Annotated in this window: 8 protein-coding genes and 5 pseudogenes; 8 read left to right on the forward strand and 5 right to left on the reverse strand. The window is 67.3% G+C overall.

Annotated features, from left to right (window positions below):
• The first annotated feature begins 61 nt into the window (after positions 1 to 61).
• Positions 62 to 1317 (forward strand): annotated as a pseudogene (locus C3489_RS10855) (IS701 family transposase).
• Positions 1318 to 3616: 2299 nt separating this feature from the next.
• Positions 3617 to 4129 carry a GNAT family N-acetyltransferase gene (locus C3489_RS10865; protein WP_103781553.1) on the forward strand — a complete coding sequence of 171 codons (513 nt, stop codon included), beginning with the start codon at positions 3617 to 3619 and terminating at the stop codon, positions 4127 to 4129.
• 560 nt (positions 4130 to 4689) lie between these two features.
• Here C3489_RS10865 and C3489_RS10875 read toward each other — a convergent pair.
• The 3 genes and pseudogenes from C3489_RS10875 to C3489_RS10885 all read right to left on the reverse strand — a co-directional run bounded on the left by C3489_RS10875 (position 4690) and on the right by C3489_RS10885 (position 6365).
• A complete protein-coding gene (locus C3489_RS10875) occupies positions 4690 to 4992 on the reverse strand; it encodes a hypothetical protein (RefSeq protein WP_146075300.1) in 303 nt (100 codons plus the stop codon).
• Between the two features lie 197 nt (positions 4993 to 5189).
• Positions 5190 to 5341 (reverse strand): annotated as a pseudogene (locus C3489_RS10880) (IS701 family transposase); the annotation flags it as partial.
• Between the two features lie 802 nt (positions 5342 to 6143).
• Complete coding sequence (locus C3489_RS10885) at positions 6144 to 6365, reverse strand: hypothetical protein (RefSeq protein ID WP_103781555.1); 222 nt, start codon at positions 6363 to 6365, stop codon at positions 6144 to 6146.
• Between the two features lie 667 nt (positions 6366 to 7032).
• On the opposite strand from C3489_RS10885, the gene C3489_RS10890 reads away from it, so the two are divergent.
• The gene (locus tag C3489_RS10890; RefSeq protein ID WP_103781556.1) at positions 7033 to 7821 is read left to right on the forward strand and encodes an alpha/beta fold hydrolase; all 789 of its coding nucleotides are present in this window, start codon (positions 7033 to 7035) and stop codon (positions 7819 to 7821) included.
• A gap of 717 nt (positions 7822 to 8538) precedes the next feature.
• On the opposite strand, the gene C3489_RS10900 is transcribed toward C3489_RS10890, so the two are convergent.
• On the reverse strand, positions 8539 to 8796 hold the full coding sequence (locus tag C3489_RS10900) for an amphi-Trp domain-containing protein (RefSeq protein ID WP_103781557.1): 258 nt from the start codon (positions 8794 to 8796) through the stop codon (positions 8539 to 8541).
• Between the two features lie 508 nt (positions 8797 to 9304).
• Here C3489_RS10900 and C3489_RS10905 point away from each other — a divergent pair.
• From C3489_RS10905 to C3489_RS39270, 5 genes and pseudogenes are all read left to right on the forward strand, one after another.
• Positions 9305 to 10714 (forward strand): DUF2252 domain-containing protein, encoded by a 1410-nt coding sequence (locus C3489_RS10905; RefSeq protein ID WP_258054636.1) that lies wholly within the window; start codon positions 9305 to 9307, stop codon positions 10712 to 10714.
• Between the two features lie 121 nt (positions 10715 to 10835).
• Positions 10836 to 12735, forward strand: a pseudogene (locus C3489_RS10910) (glycoside hydrolase family 15 protein).
• Entirely contained in the window at positions 12728 to 14131 is a 1404-nt protein-coding gene (locus C3489_RS10915) for an MFS transporter (protein ID WP_103781559.1), read from the forward strand. The pseudogene C3489_RS10910 and the gene C3489_RS10915 overlap by 8 nt, the downstream one beginning before the upstream one ends.
• A gap of 245 nt (positions 14132 to 14376) precedes the next feature.
• Positions 14377 to 14952: pseudogene (locus C3489_RS39265) on the forward strand (Ku protein); the annotation flags it as partial.
• On the forward strand, positions 14944 to 16098 hold the full coding sequence (locus tag C3489_RS39270) for an acyltransferase family protein (protein ID WP_374936731.1): 1155 nt from the start codon (positions 14944 to 14946) through the stop codon (positions 16096 to 16098). The pseudogene C3489_RS39265 and the gene C3489_RS39270, both read left to right, overlap by 9 nt.
• A 238-nt stretch (positions 16099 to 16336) precedes the next feature.
• Here C3489_RS39270 and C3489_RS10925 read toward each other — a convergent pair.
• Positions 16337 to 16508: pseudogene (locus tag C3489_RS10925) on the reverse strand (YhjD/YihY/BrkB family envelope integrity protein); the annotation flags it as partial.
• Positions 16509 to 16790 lie beyond the last annotated feature (282 nt).

Raw genomic sequence — 16790 nt, forward strand, 5'->3', positions numbered from 1 at the left:
CGCTGTGGCCGCAGGTCACAGCATAGATGCCGCCCGCTGGCGGTCGATGTTCGACCAGGCCATGGCCCGGATTGCGGGTCGGTTTAGGCGGGTGGAGCGTGCTGCGGCCCGCGCCTTCGTGCTCGGCCTACTGTCCGGCGTCGAGCGGAAGAACTGCTGGCGGCTGGCCGAACAGGCCGGCCACGCCCGCCCCGGGCCGATGCAGAGGCTGCTGCGAAGTGCCCGCTGGGACGCCGACGCGGTCCGTGACGACGTGCGCGCCTACGTTTTCGAGCACCTGCGCTCCGACGACGGCGTGCTGATCGCAGACGAGACGGGATTCCTGAAGAAGGGCACCGCCTCGGCGGGCGTGCAGCGGCAATACACCGGCACGGCGGGCCGGATCGAGAACAGTCAGGTAGCGTGTTCCTCGCCTGCGCCTCCAGCAGGGGACGGGCGCTGATCGACCGTCGGCTCTACCTGCCCGAGCGCGCGTGGTGCCAGGACGCTGAGCGACGCACCCGGGCCGGGGTGCCCGACCAGGCGGAGTTCGCGACCAAACCCGTTCTGGCCGGGCAGATGATCGAGGCAGCCCTGGACGCCGGGATCAGCGCCTCCTGGGTGACCGCGGATGAGGCTTACGGCCAAGACGCCAGCCTGCGTGATCTGTTGGAGTCCCGCCGGATCAGCTACGTCCTGGCCGTCGCCTGCAGCACGCGGGTGCGGATCAACCAGGGGCGAACCGCCATCCGCGCGGACGCTGTCGCTGACCGCCTGCCCGCCTCAGCCTGGCACCGGCAAAGCGCCGGAGCCGGAGCGAAGGGGCCGCGCTACTACGACTGGGCCTGGATCGAGACCGGCACCGACGGCCATCGGCACGTGTTGATCCGCCGCAACCCCACCAGCGGCGAACTCGCCTACTACCTGTGCTCGTCCCCCGGACAAGTGCCGCTGTCCGAGCTGGTCCGGGTGGCCGGGACCAGATGGTGCATAGAGGAGTGCTTCCAAGCAGCGAAAGGCCAGGTCGGACTGGACCACTACCAGGTCCGCCACTGGACGGCCTGGCACCGGCACATCACTCTGGCCATGCTCGCCCTGGCCTTCCTGACCGCACTCGCCGCCGACGCGACGCTGACCACGACCGCACAGCCCAACCGGCCCGCCCGCAGAACCGACCAGATCGACCTGACCGTCCCGGAGATCCGCCACCTGCTCGGCGCCCTGCTGAACCCACCAACCATGTCCCCGAACAGGCTGCTGCACTGGTCGAACTGGCGCAGACACCATCAGGCCACAGCCCGCCGCAGCCACTACCGCCGACGACTCGCGACCGGATAGCTCACGAAGTCGCACTGGAGTACTAGGGCGACGAGGATTGACGGCGCCAGCACATTCGACCGCCCTGGTCACCTCGTTGCGTCCCGCGGGGTCCTGGCGTCCCACTTGTTGTGGCGTCTTCGGGGCGGGCGTCACAACGACTCGCATGCATGCTCCCGGGCGGGCAGTTTGGATGCCGGACGATCTGGATCGCCACCCTGGGCGGCGGCGCGCGGCCGCCTCGACCCGGCGGTTGTCGGTCCTGGATGCCGTGACGGACGTCATCGCCAGGAGGAGGACGGCGGCGGTCGTAGAGCGCGGACCCGAGCCCGCCGAGCCCCGCGCGAGCAGCCACGGCGGGGTTCCAGGCGCCTTGTATGGGGCGCCATCACCGCTGCGGCAGCGGTCACGGCCGTGGCCATCGCGGCCAATATCGGCAACGGTTCGACACCGTCTCGCGCTGAGCCGGGTACAGCTTCGGCGCGTCCGACCGGGCAGGCGACGCCGGGCCTCTCGCCGCTTGCCGGTGAATGGCGTGGCGGCTACCACTGCAGCCAGGCCGAGACGGGTCTCCCCTCACCCGGCCAGAACCAGAGGCCCCCGTCGGCCGCAGCTCAGCCGGGGGCCGGACGGGGACCTCCGGTTCTGGGCCGGCGACGCGGTCGTTACGGTGGTCGCCATGACCGGTCCAGCGGTGCCTGGGAGGATGACCCTCGCGGCGCTGCGCCTGAACAGCCGGTGAATTGCTGGTGCCATTCCGCCGCTGCTGTGCGATGCCGCCTACTGTGGAGGTACGCGCCACCCAGAGCCTGCGAGGTGTGTCGTGACCCGCGACTACCGCTTCCACCTTGATATGGAAGGCCACTCGGTGACGGTCCAGACCCGCCACGCCACACGCGAGGCCGAGCTGCTCGTGGACGGGAAGGTGGTCGGCTACCTGCACGCCCTAGGACACCGCGAACCTGCGAGCGCACTCACCGCCGAGCTGGCTGGTGATCCGCCGCGGCCCTTCTCCGTCATGCTCCACGCCAGTGAGAGTGCGGAGGGTGCCCCCACGTGTGTGCTGGAGATCGCTGGACGCAGGCATCCCATGCCCGAGGTGGCACTGGCCCGATCCGACTCCACCCCTTCCGTAGCGGCCCGTCCCTCACTGCGGGCGGTCCGCAGGCTGTTCCGCCAAACTGTGCGCGGCACGCGACGCCGCCGGTAGCCGGCGCGAGACGGCCGGCCACCGGCGGCTGTGAGTCGCGTGGCAAAACGGTGGCGTACGCGATCGAGGCGGACGGCTGCGTCGACTGAGCGTGTGCACGCCATGTGTCAGATGCCGGTGGTGCCGGGGCGTGGCTCCTGCGCCCGGGGAGGCCCTCCCTGACGAGCGGCAACGATGACCGCCGTCTGTGCGATGCAGCGGCGTTGGTTGCGGTGCAGCCCGGCGCTCACGGGGTCTGCTGGTGCCGTGGCGGTGGTAGCCATGATGGCGTCGCGTGCCTCAGATGATGGTGATGATGGTGTGGACGGTGAGGTGCGGTCGCCACGCTGAGCTGCGGGCTGGTGGGGCCGGGGGTGTCGTCGGTGGCGGTCACGCAGACCCACATGCGGGAGTGTGATCCGTCGTCGGGGGTGGCGAGGTCGATGTCGGCGAAGGTCAGGGTCCGTCTCCGGCGTTTCTCCTCGTTCCGCGGTCACGGAGTGCCGCCGGGGGAGTCCGGAAGGGCCGCCAGGACTCGGTGGAAGGCCGCCTCGGTCTGTTCCGGGCGTCCCACGACGTCTTGCACGATCGCGCTCAGCGAGTACAGATCCGCCGGGCCTTAGAGGGCGATCCAGGTGGAGCACGGCTGTGCCAGGTGCGCCTTGGCCAGGCGTTCTCGGCGCGGCCGAGGAAGCTCAGCGCCGCGCGGGCTTCGCCCTCGTGGGGGAGTGAGGCGTGCAGGGGGCGGGCGGCGCCGTGGCCCGGGTGGCTGCGCGGACGCGCCGCTTCTGGGTAGTCGCGGCGTCGGCAGGCGAGCATGGTCCTGTCCCTCGCCTTCGAAGGCACGCGGATTCATGAACCGGGTGCGGATGTACACGAGTTTCGACATCAGCAAAGCCGGCATCACCGTGAGGGAGCGATCGCGTCCGGTGTACGCTTGCTGTGTTCGTGATTGACCAGGAGTTGAGGATAGGAGGTGAGGTTGATGACCGCGCCCATGGCCACCATGCGGAGTGTCCGGGTCTCCCTCACGTCCCGGGCCGTGGCCTGACTCCCTTGTCCTGCCTTCGCTGAGAGCGTGAGCTCGCGGGGCCACCACACGAACACCTCCCGAAACGGATCACCATCACCATGGGCAACACCTGGATCACGCGCGCCGAAACCAGCGCCGACATCCCCGCCATCCGCGAAATCAACCTCGCCGCCTTCCCAACCCCCACCGAGGCCGACCTCGTTGACAGCCTGCGCGCCGACCCGACCGCCTGGATCGAGGGTCTTTCCCTCCTCGCAGCGGACGAGACCGGCCATCCCGTGAGTCACGCGCTGCTGACCCGCTGCCACATCGACACGGCTCCGGCCCTGTGCCTGGCCCCGTGCGCCGTCCGACCGGAACAACAGCGCACCGGTGCCGGTACCGCGGCGATCCGTGCCGCTCTGGCCGCAGCACGCTCCCTGGGGGAGCACCACGTGGTCGTTCTCGGGCACCCGGCCTACTACCCCCGGTTCGGGTTCACCCGTGCCTCGACCCACGGCATCGGGCTGGCCATCGACGTTCCCGATGACGCCTTGATGGCACTCAGCCTCGACGCCGACCGTCCCCTCCCCAGCGGGACTGTCCACTACGCCGCTGCGTTCGGCATCTGACCCAGCAGGCGCCGCGCGGGCCGAACTCCGCGCGGCACGTGCAGCGTTCGCCGATCTCACGGCAGCCTCGCCGTGGTGCTGCCCGCTCTCACGACATCGAACACGGCTCGCCGGCGGTGCCGTTCACGCAGGACAGCAACGGCGAGCCCTGGAGTTCGAGCTGGGCGGGTGAACCGATCCCAGCGGCCATGGCGTGCATTGACCCGCACTAGCGCGGCTGCAGGTCAGGCGGGCGAAGCGGCAGGACGCGCCACCGGCGGACCACTCCTCCCGGACGCCATGCCGCTAACCGCAGACGCCCTCGCAGCCGCGGCGGCGGGCCGCTGGTCTTCGATCGTGATGCCTACACACAACGCAACACGGTCGGGCACTGCATCAATGAACTCAAGCAGTGGCGCGGCCTGGCCACCCGCTACGACAAGACCGCCACCGTCTACTCCGCCGGACTCCACCTCGCTGCCATCTTGGTCAGCGAGATGACCGAAAGAAGTGTCCTAGTACTGCAGCCGCAGTTGGTGTGACTGGTGGTTCGGCTGACTGCTGAAGCGATGAAGTGCGTTTCAACTCAGGGCGGTTGAGTTCTCGATCCGCAGTGACCAAGTCGTCATTGGGCCCCCCTTCAACTCCGGCCCCTCGATTGCAAGCACGCCGTTCACGTCGGGTACGACGATGACGTCGTCGAACCGGTGGCTGCGCCCCGCGAGCACGCGGATGCACCGCCCCATCTCGTTGTAAATGCCCAACCGCCCGCCGGCATCACCGAACTCGGCGGTGAGCCGGGTCCCCGGCGCCGGGCACTGGAAGAACCGCGAGGCACTGCCCTTGGCCTTCGGCGGCAGCGGCCCCACGGACATCGCGTCCAAGAACCGGATCTTCCATCGCCCCGACATCTTCCAGCCCCTGCATGATCCGCACCGATTCGCACTGGCCGGGCTCAAGGAGAATGTGCGCTCTTCTCCCGCCCAGAGGCCCCGAGAAGCCGACGTGCTCCTCCGTGTACCGCCCCCGGGGCTCGGTCACGGCGACAACCTTGAACCCACCCGAGCTGCCGATCCACCCCTTGCACCCCGGCCGAGCCGACACCCTTCTTGATGAAGCCGGTCTCATCCACGATCAACACGCCGTCGTCGGCGCCGAGCACGCGTCGCCTGCTTGCTCGGCCAGCGTCCAGCCATTCTTCCGCTCCAACGGCCCAAGCAAACCGCGCACGTACTCATCACCGGTCACACCAACTGCGGCTGCAGCACTAGGCCTCAGGGTCGGCAGAAGTGCGTTTGTAGTGACATGGGTAGGGATAGGGCTCCCCGCCGTCCGCGTAGACAGTCCCATCCATCTGCAGCTCTCCCTGCTCCAAAAAGAATTGCAGAATCTGGATGTCGTTGTGATTCGTGAAACGAAGTACTAGATAGGGTGACAGCCCAGGACCTTTGTTGGCTCCATGCCATTTACCGTCGGATGAATAGCGTGTCACCTGCGCGTCCGGCGCGGGGCCGTCCCACTCGACTGGGAAGTCTTTGCTGGAAAAAGTGCAATTACCAGCGCGGAAGCGGACAGGGCCACCGCGAAGACCCGGGTGACGCGCGTGCTGACCGGTCACCGGCCTGGCACTGGACTTACCCTACGCCGTCCAGGCCGCGAAGATCACCGCTACCGCACCGACCTCAAGAGCGGGAAACGGACCGGGCAGACCGTCTACGCGCTCACCGATCTGTCCCACCTGCAGGCCTCACCGAAGCACAGAGGCGAGCTCGGCCCGCTCGCAGTGGACCATCGAGAACAGGCTCCACTTGTCCGCGACACCTCCCTCGGCGAGGACGCCTCCCGGGTCCGCCCCGACCCCGGCCGAGAGAACATGGCCACCCTGCGCTCCGACGAGCCTTCACCCGCCCCCTAGACCGCCTCGACATCCCGTGGCCAGGACAGATGAGAGATCATCAGGACTTTGGCCTGGAGCATCTCGACGTCGCCGGCTGCCCGGAGATTGCGTCGGGAGGACGGGCGACGCTCGGTCGCACTACTTGTCGTAGGCGGACGGCGATGATCCTGCGTTGTTTCCAGATGTCGCCATCGACCGCCACCAGTCGGCGCCAGCCATCATCTCCCTGAGCTGGGTGTCGGAGAGGTCAGGATGAGCCTCGGCGGCGTGCGCCTTGATGCGTCCGAACAGCTCCTCGTCATCCGCGCCGGTGAAATCGATCCTGCCGTGCGAAGGGTCTATGCAGTGAAATCCGCGCATTTCTCCTCCTTCACGAGGTTTGTCATTTTATTCTAGAACACGACGGCGTTAGCGCGCGCACCCAGGGGCATTCATGCGCGCCCGCCCATTTGCGTCTCCCTTCCTCCGTCCCGGGTCCATTGCCCAGGGCTGATTCTCTTCATGATCTTGCATGTGTCCTGGTCACGGGATGTCGAGGAGGTCGAGGGGGCGAGTGAAGGGCGGAGGCCGGCGGTCAGCTGGTGTGGCCGTGGTCGCGGAGGGTGTTGATTGCCTGGTTGCGCAGGGTGGCCATGTTCTCCAGGCCGTGGTCGGTGCGGACCCGGGAGGCGTCCGCTGAAGGCGGTGTCGCGGACGAAGTGGAGCTTGCTCTCGATGGTCCACTGCGAGCGGGCGAGCTCGGTCACCCCACCACCCGGATCCTCGGTGCATCGGCAACGGCCCGACGCCACCCCATCACACCGCCGTGACTTGGGCGTCCACATGATCACAAAGACTTTGAATCAGCCCTGGATCGAGGATCTGCGCCCAATGGGCGCCGTGTCCGCTGATGGACGCTCCGGCGTTGGCGCCGGCGCGGCTCGTCTATTGGACCAGGGTTGCCCGGTCTGGAAGGGCTCCCACACGCCAATTCATACGGGTTGGCCACCACTGCGACAGCGGTGGTGGACGGTCCTACCCTGAAGTCATGGCGACGGCGCAGGTCAACGGGCTGGAGGTCGCTTACGACCGCGCGGGCGAGGGGCCGCCTGTGGTGTTCCTGCACGGCGCGGGGGACGACGCCCGCCTGTGGCAGCCGCAAGTCGCGGCGCTGACGGACGCGTTCACGGTCGTGGCCTGGGATGAGCCAGGAGCAGGCCGCTCCTCCGACATACCCAAGTCCTTCGGGCTCGCGGACTACGCCGATTGCCTGGCCGCGGTCGTGGAGTCGCTGCGGCTGGGAGCGGCGCACATCGCCGGTATCTCCTGGGGCGGCACGCTCGCCCTGGAGTTCTACCGCCACCACGCCGACCTCGTCAGGACACTGATCCTCGCCGACACCTACGCGGGCTGGAGGGGCTCTTTGCCGGAGCCGGAAGTGCAGGCCCGGGTCGAGGGCGTGCGCCGCATGCTGGCCGCGCCGCGCGCCAGGTTCGATCCGACCCTGCCCGGACTGTTCGCCGGCAAGCCGCCCGCCGCGCACGGACCGCTGCTGGACGCGATGGCGGCCGCCGTCCGCCCGGAGACCCTGCGCACACAGCTGGCCCTCATGGCCGAGACAGACCAACGGGACCTCCTGCCCACCGTCTCGGTGCCCACCCTCCTGATCTGGGGAGAGCAGGACGTACGGTCACCACTGACCGTCGCAGAGCAGTTCCAGGACGCGATCCCGGATACCGAGCTCATTGTGATCCCAGGCGCGGGGCACGTCAGCAACCTGGAACGGCCCAAGGAGTTCAACCAAGCCGTGCGCGACTTCTGCCACGCCCACTCCTGAGCGCACGCCGGCCAGTGAGGGGGGCTGCCTGGGTCAGAAGCTGGAACGCTTGTCGGTGGGTTGGGAACGACCACGCGCGTGTGCCCCGGGAAATGGTGACGAGAAGTGGGAACAGCGGGCTGCGACCTCGCCGACGACAAGCCTGAGAGCGTCGGCGTCATGGGTGGCGTGATCAGTGTCGCACCAGCATGCCACGTTCACCGCCGCATCGACTGCGAACCGGCCTAGGTCTGTGCACACCACCTGAAGCGGGACCTCCAGCTGATCGTCCCTGGCTGCGTGCTCAATGACATCTCCGCCGAGGATGATCGGCGTCCACGGCTGCTTGCCAGGGAAGGCCGCGGGTTGCGGTGTCCATTCCCACTCCCCCCGTCTCCATCGGCGCGAGCCCCAGCGACGGCCCCGGCCGCACGGCTGAGGGACACAGGGAGCTCCTTCTCCAGGATCTCCGCCACATGGTCGACAGGTTGCCGACCGCCGAGGCGAATACGTTCAGCCGTACCGGGCTGAGCAACTTCAACAAGCACAGCTCAACGGGCACGGCGACAACACATCAGCACCGGCCGCTGCGACCTGCCGCCCGGACATCCCACCTACCTGATGCGGCGGCTGCCGGCGCCGCGTGCACCGCCGATATGAACGTCAGGGCAGAACACTTGCTGGCATTCACAGCCGCGCCGCGCGCGGCCACAGGAGGCGAGGCGCGGCGCGCACCTGTCAGTCGCTGGTGTCTGAAGACCGATCCGGTTGCTCGGTGCTCCATGACAGCTCGATCTCCAGATCGATCTCGCCATCCTCCAGCTCGACCTCCATCTCGGTGCTCAATTCGTCGGGGATCCGCAGAGTCAGCGTTCCGGGTCCGAGGTCCAGTTCGGCCTGGCCGCCGCGCCGGAGCGCTGCCGCAAGGGCATCGAGCTGGTCGGCGACCTCGGCGCGTGACATCGTTCGCTTCTGTTCGAACTCAAGATCTTTCACGAAAGCCTCCGCGGCCGACGGGAATCAGGAGGACATTCCCTTCCCATTCTTACGCCGCGCGCCTTCGTCGGCCCTGTGGAGCAGGCCTCGCGGTGTTGCGACGCGACGGTGTGTGCGCAGCCCTCCGCCTTTCGTCGCCCCATCGCTTCTCGCACCGGCGCCTTGCGTCAGCTTCTCTTGGCCGTCTTTCCTTGCTCATGGAACGCTGCGGGACCGCACAGTGCGAGCATTACTCTGCCGAAGGGACAGCCGGTCACCGGTGTGTCAGGCTTGGGGTGAGGTAGGGGGCAGGCCAAGTCGACAACGACAGCGCTGTCAGGTTCGCCGGATCGTGGCCGGGAGTGCGCACGGAAACCGTCTTCCGGGATGACCGGGACGAATCATGCAGCCCCAGTGATCGGGCCGGATATGAGGTGACGCACCATGCCTCGCCTCAAGCGCACCACCCAGGAGCCGCCGCGTGCCCACCGTCCCTTTTCCCGCTGACGGATCTTCGGCCGGGGGAGTGGTGTCCGACGCACTGGCCGCGTCGGGTCTGGCCGCCCGCAGGCGTCTTCCCCTGATCAAGCAGAGCGAGTGGACCCCACCTTCTCACCGAACCGACCTTGTGGTCCTCTTGAACAGAGAGGCCGAGCCGCGCATCGCCGAACTGATGCCGATCCGCTATGCCCGCATGGCCGGCTCCCATTCCGCCTTTTACCGCGGTACTCCGGCAGTCATGGCGTCCGACCTGGCCTGCGGGCCGAACAGCGGACTGATCGTTCAGCTTTCCGGAGATGCACACCTGTCCAACTTCGGACTGTTCGCCTCTCCAGAGCGCCACCTCGTCTTCGATCTCGACGACTTCGACGAAACCCTGCCGGGTCCCTTCGAGTGGGACATCAAGCGCCTTGCCGCCAGCCTTGTCATCGCCGCCGATGAGAATGGCCTTCCGGCGAACAAGGCCGGCGCCCTCGCCATCGAGGCAGCCCGCAGCTACCGCACCCACATGAGCGAACTGTCCGCCGCCACCGAGCTCGCCGTCTGGTACGAGCACATCGCGGCCGACGACCTGCTCCAGGAGGTCGGCGACTCGCTGCACCGCGCACGACTTCACCGCACTCTGGACCAGGCACGCCAGACCGACAGCAGCAAAGCGATCGCGAAACTGACCGAGCCCGGTCCCGACGGCACGCCCCGGTTCCTGCACTCCCCGCCACTGCTCACCCCGTTTGACGAACAGGGCCGCGCCGTCGTCGAGCAGGTCTTCCATGACTACCGTACGAGTCTGCCGTCTGCGCAAAGGCGGCTGCTGGACCGGTACAGGATCGTGGATGCGGCTCGCAAGGTGGTCGGCATCGGAAGTGTCGGCACCCGCTGCTACGTCCTTCTGCTGCAAGGACAGGCTGCGGGCGAGCTCCTGCTGCTCCAGGCCAAGGAGGCTGAGCCCTCGGTTCTCGCACAGTACGTGAACGTGTCCGTCACCCACGAGGGGCAGCGAGTGGTGGAAGGGCAAAAGCTGCTCCAGGCCTTCGGCGACATCTTCCTCGGCTGGTCCACCGGACCCACCGGACGCCACTTCTACTGGAGGCAGCTGCTCGACATGAAGGGCTCCGCCTCCATCCAGGACATGTCGGAGAGCCTGCTGCACCAGTACGCCGGACTCTGCGGCAGAGCACTGGCCCGCGGTCACGCCCGCTCAGGAAACCGCGTCGCCATCGCCGCCTACCTCGGCCACGACGCGACCTTCGACCAGGCCATCGCTGACTTCGCCCTCAGCTACGCCCAGCAGACCCGCAGCGACTACGCCACCTTCACCAGGCCATCAGCGACGGCCGTCTGCCCATCGCGCCTTCCTGACGCCGATCTGGCCCAGGCTCGGCCATGGGCCACATCAGGGCCTCGGTTCGAACCTGCACGGTCAGAGGCAACCGGATGAAGATGCTGCATTCACCCCCGCCGGGTGAGGCCTCACGGCGTGGGCTGCCGGACTCTCTTCGTAAGCAGACCGGTGGCAGGGGGCCTGCCCACGAGGTGCTTCAGCCAGCCGAGGAGGCCACGTGAACCCGTATGCGCCCATTGCCGAGCACGGCCTGGTCGGCGACCTTCACACGGCCGCTCTGGTGTCCTCCTCCGTGGTGGTGCACGCCGCGGTTCGACTCTCCGAGCGTCTTCGCCTCGCTCCTGGACAGTGAAGGCGGAGGGCACTGCCGTCTCGCTGTGGACCTCTCGGACGAAAGCGACATGACCGTTCGGCAGCTGTACCTGTCCGACACGGCCATCCTGGTCACTCGCTTCATGGCACCCGGCGGAGTCGGCGAAGTGGCTGACTTCATGGCGCCCCTCGACTCCTCGGCTCCTCAGGACGAGCACCGCCTGGTGCGGCTTGTCCGGGTCGTAAGGGGCACCCTGCCGTTCACCTTCACCTGCCGCCCGCGCTTCGACTACGGCCGCGCCCCGCACACCCTCTCGCAGACCGATGATCACGCCGCGATCTTCCGCGGCCCGGGGACGGACCTGCACCTGCGGTCCACCACCGGATTCCCGCTTCGCGGCAGCGGCAACGACATCGCCTCCCACTTCACCCTGTCGGCCGGCCAGGCGGCGGCGGTCGTGCTGACGAGCACGGTCAGCGGCGGTCCCGCTTCACCGCGTCCCACTCTGGAAGGCATCGCCGACGACTTCGAGGCATGTCGGTCCTTCTGGCTCGAATGGCTGCGGTCGTGCACCTACCAAGGCCGCTGGCAGGACATCGTGAACCGTTCGGCGATCACGCTCAAGCTGCTCACCTACGCCCCCACCGGTGCGCCCATCGCCGCTGCCACCATGGGGCTGCCCGAACAGATCGGCGGTGAGCGGAACTGGGACTACCGTTACACCTGGATCCGCGACGCGGCCCTTTCCGTCCGGACACTGATCGACCTGGGCTTCCATGATGAAGCGCAGGCATTCCGCCGCTGGCTGCGGGACCGTATCGAGGCCGGCGGCACCGTCTCCGGCGATCCCCTGCAAATCATGTACCGCGTGGACGGCGACCCCCACCTGACAGAGGAAATCCTCGACCACCTGGAGGGCTACCGGGGCTCGCGGCCGGTGCGCGCCGGCAACGCGGCCGCCGACCAGCTCCAGCTCGACATATACGGCGAGGCCTCGGACGCCTTGATCGTGGGAGGCGACATCGGTGCCATCCGCGGATGGAAGGCGCTCAGCGATGTGCTGGACTGGCTGGCCGACCACTGGGACCAGCCGGACGAGGGCATATGGGAGACCCGCGGCGGCCGGCAGAACTTCACCTACAGCCGACTGATGACCTGGGTGGCGTTCGACCGCGGGATCCACGCGGCCCGCGAGTTCTCCCGTCCCGCAGACCTCATGCGCTGGACCAAGGAGCGCGACACCGTCTTCCGGCAGATCGTCGAGCGCGGCTGGCGCGAGAAGCGGAAGGCGTTCGTGCAGCACTACGACACCGACGTCCTGGACGCCTCCCTCCTGCTCATGCCGGAGTTCGGCTTCCTCTCGCCCCGCGATCCCGACTGGCTCAGCACCCTCGATGCCATGGACGAAGAACTGGTCAGTGACAGCCTGGTCTACCGGTACGACCCCGCGGCGTCCCCGGACGGCCTGATCGGCTCGGAAGGCACCTTCAACCTGTGCAGCTTCTTCTATGTGGAGGCACTCGCCCGCAGTGGCAGGGTCAACCAGGCCCGACACGCTTTCGACAAGATGCTCACCTACGCCAACCACGTCGGGCTCTTCGCCGAGGAGATCGGACCCTCAGGAGAGCAGCTGGGGAACTTCCCGCAGGCGTTCACCCATCTGGCCCTGGTCAACGCGGCCATGGCGATCGATGACGAACTGAGCAAGGCGACCAGGCACCGAACCGGCGATCACATCCGCCCCTCGGCCCATCGCCTCACGGCGCCCGCAGAGAGTGCTCCAGGGGACGGCGGACGTGGTTGAGACAGTCGAGCGCCGCCGGCCGACGGGCAAGAGACGTGCGCTGGCCGCCCTGGCTCTTGCCCAGTTCATTTGCAGCTTCGCCGGCTCCAACATGAACGTGATGATCAACGACATCAGTGAGGACCTCGACACGACCGTCCAGGGCGTGCAGGTGGCGATCACGGTCTTTCTGCTGGTGATGGCGGCACTCATGATCCCCGGCGGCAAGCTCACCGACCGTTACGGCCGCAAGCGCTGCTTCCTGACCGGTCTCGTCGTCTACGCGATCGGCGCCTTGCTCAGCGCGGCCTCGCCCGGCCTCGGTGTCCTGATCCTCGGTAACTCGATCCTCGAAGGCGTCGGAACCGCCCTTCTCATCCCGCCCGTCTACATCCTCACCACCCTCCTCTACCCGGACGTGACCTCTCGCGCCCGCGCCTTCGGGGTCATCATGGCGCTGGGCGGCGTCGGCGCTGCTGCCGGACCGCTGATCGGCGGACTCATCACCACAGGCATCAGTTGGCGTGCAGCCTTCGTATTCCAGGCCCTGGTCATCGCAGTGATCGTCATGCTCAGCCGGCGCATTGACGATCCGCTTCCACCGGACCCGGCACGCTCCTTCGACACCGCCGGGGCGGTCCTGTCCGCCACGGGTCTCGTTCTCGTCGTCATGGGCATTCTTGCCGCGGACAACAACATCTGGCTCACGATCGCGCTCCTGGCCCTCGGGGTACTCGTGCTCTGGTGGTTCTTCCGCGCCGTACGCGCCAAGGAGGCCTCAGGCGAAGAACCGCTTCTGTCGCTCAGCCTGTTTCGCAATCGCACGTCCAACCTGGGGCTCGTGACCCAGAACGTCCAGTGGCTGATGCTTCTGGGTGCGTCGTTCACGGTGGCGGCCTACCTGCAAGTCGTGCGTCACTACGACGCCATCCAGACCGGGGTCATCTTCACGGCGGCCACACTGGGACTGCTGATCACTTCCCTGTCCGCCGAGCGACTGGCCAAACGGCGTTCTCAGCGCACGCTGATCATGGCCGGCTTCGCCGTCTGCATCGTCGGCATCGTCGTTCTGGTCGTCCTGGCCGCCGGGTTCTCCACCGCCTGGGCGTTCGTCCCCGGACTCCTGCTGATCGGACTCGGGCTGGGCATCATGCTGACGCCGTCGGTCAACCTGGTGCAGTCGAACTTTCCCGAAGAGCAGCAAGGGGAGATTTCAGGACTCTCCCGCAGCGTGTCCAACCTCGGCTCCTCCTTCGGTACGGCCATCGCCGGCACCATCCTGGTCTCCGGGCTGACCACAGGCGCCTATGCCGCCGCGATGATCGTCCTCGCTGTGATCGGACTCGGCGGCCTGACAGCGGCGGCCCTTCTCCCCAGGGAGCCCGGCGCCGTATCGAGGCAGAGCACGCCGCCGTGAGCTCCCCATTGCCGTACCAGGGATGTCAGTGTCTGGCGAGTACCGCGGTTGCCCGGTTCCTCGTGGCCCGGCTGGCGCCAGCCTTCCGCCAGAGGTTCTGTCGGCCGTGGCTCTCGCCCCCTGCGCATCAAGACACCGTCTGGCGGCCTTCGCCCGTTGGGCCTGCTGGGGCGGGCGGGAGGCTGCGCGAGTTGGGTGGCGCTCATAGTCTGGTGGTGCTCGGGGCGACAGACGGAGGACACCGCATGCCCCGCAGCATCTGGTCCGGCGCCATCAGCTTCGGCCTGGTCACCGTGCCGATCAACGTGGTCAGCGCGACCGAGGACCACTCGATCCGTTTCCACCAGTACCACCCGGAGGACATGGGCCGGATCCGGACCCGCAAGTTCTGTGAGCTGGAGGACCGGGAGGTCACGAGCGCCGAGATCGGCAAGGGTTATGAGCCGGCGCGCGGCACCAAGACCAGGCCCGAGCACATCATCCCGATCTCGGACGAGGAGCTGCGTGATCTTCCGCTGCCGACGGCCAAGGCGGTCGAGATCGTCGCGTTCATGCCGGCCGAGGAGATTGATCCGATCCAGATCGGCGAGGGCTACTACCTGCAGGCCAGCGGCCAGGTCGCGGCCAAGCCGTACAAGCTGCTGGTCCAGGCCCTGGGCCGCTCGTCCAAGGTGGCCATCGCGAAATACGCGTGGAGCGGGCGCGAGCGCCTGGGCATGCTCCGGGTCCGCGAGGACGCGCTCGTGCTCCACGCCATGCGCTGGCCGGATGAGATCCGCAACCCCGCCGAGCTGCTGCCGGCGCCCACGGACGTGTCCGAGCCCGCCGGCAGCAACGCTCATACGCCAGCCGTGCCCGTCGCCAAGGCCGCCCAGCCACCGCGCCTGGCGCTCGTGGACGGATTACGGCTCGCCGCCGCGCTCTTCGTCGCCGCTTTCCACTTCCTCGGCACGACGAACCCGGCCATCCTGGGGGAATCGCCTAAGGAATTCTCCTATCTCGTACATCGCGCCGCCCTTTACGGCTGGCTCGGTGTCGAAATGTTCTTCCTGATCAGCGGGTACGTCATCTGTATGAGTGCATGGGGTCGCAGTCCGGGCCAGTTCGCGGTCTCCCGTATCTGCCGACTGTTCCCCGCGTACTGGTTCGTCATCCTGCTGATCGTCGCACGTATCGCGATCATTCCCATGCAGACCGGGGACATCTATTCCGTCATCCATCCCCGAGTCGTCCTTTCGAATCTCACCATGTTCCCCGGGCCACTCAAGGTCGGCCTGCTCGACGGTGTCGCCTGGACGTTGGACGTCGAAGCTCGCTTCTACCTCCTCATGGCCGTCATCCTGAAGTTCGGCGCGACGTACCACCGGATGATGACCTTCTGCACTGTGTGGCTGGTGGCAGCCTTCATCACTCACTCCACGCAGAACAAACTGCTGGACCAGTTCACCCTCAGTGCCTACGCGGGCTACTTCATCGCGGGTATCGCCGTCTACCTCATGTGCCGGTTCGGGCAAAACATGATGTTGTGGTTCCTGCTCGGCATGGCCTGGGCCTATCAACTGTCTGTGCTCCAGCTACGGGTGAACTTCCACCCCGCCACGTCCCATACTCACAAGACCGTCTCCTGGACTCTGTGCGCCCTTTTGGTGACAGGATTCCTCACTGTACTGATGACGGCGTCGCTCGGGCCTTTGAGGAGGATCCGCTGGCGCTGGCTGGTCACAGCCGGAGCCCTCACATACCCCTTCTACCTCGTCCACATGAGCATCGGCATTCCTCTGGCGAAGGGTCTGACCTGGCGCGTACCGGAACTCGGTCCTTGGGGCACCCTTATCGTGACCATGGCCGCCATGCTGCTGCTGTCGTATGGCATCTACCGCTGGGTTGAGAAACCCATGAGCAAGTGGTTCCGGCGCAACCTCATGAAGGGACTGAAGCCCAAGGAGAAGCCAGAGTTCGCACTCTGATGCCCATGCATCCACGCTAGAGCAGCTGGTAAGACCCAGCAGTATTCGGAGCGCCCCTCGACAGGCAAAAGGACGGTCTCGTCAAAGCCACCGCCGTGCCCGGATGAGAATGACGGCGAGGTGAGTGCGCCCTGGTCAGCGATGGCGAGCTTGTCTGTTCGCATGGCCGGTTCGCGCCACTGCTTGAGTGGTTGATGGCAGCTCTTCGGGGCGGTGGGGCGCCCACGACCGCGGCGACGGCCATCGTGCCGTACGTCTTTGTCGTACGAGGCGAAGTTGGCGACGTAGAAAGCGAACGCGGCGGAGGCGACCAGCCAGATCACCAGGGCCAGGAAGCTGCCCGGGGTGATCCACTTGACGCCCTTCACCTTCGCTTTCGGGCTGGCCCAGTACGGGACCGCGATCACGAGACGACCAGCACGACGAGCACCACCTCGCCGGAATGCCTGTCGATCTTTCCGATGCCGCCACCGTCGCCGTCGGGTGTCACGGTGGTCTCTGAGCTCAAGGCGCCGCAGCGTAAGACCGACGCCCCAGTTGGCGGGCGCGGCAAGGGCGGGGGATGTCGTGACTGCCAGCGCAGCCACGTCGGCACTCGCCTTGAACAGTGGTGAGACGGCTTGCGCCTCGCTTTGGGCCGGGACCTCGAAGCGGGAATCGCGGCCCCCGCGGCCGTAAGGGCGGCCCGGCTA

The sequence above is a fragment of the Streptomyces sp. Ru71 genome (genome assembly GCF_002920535.1).
Taxonomy (GTDB): Bacteria; Actinomycetota; Actinomycetes; order Streptomycetales; family Streptomycetaceae; genus Streptomyces.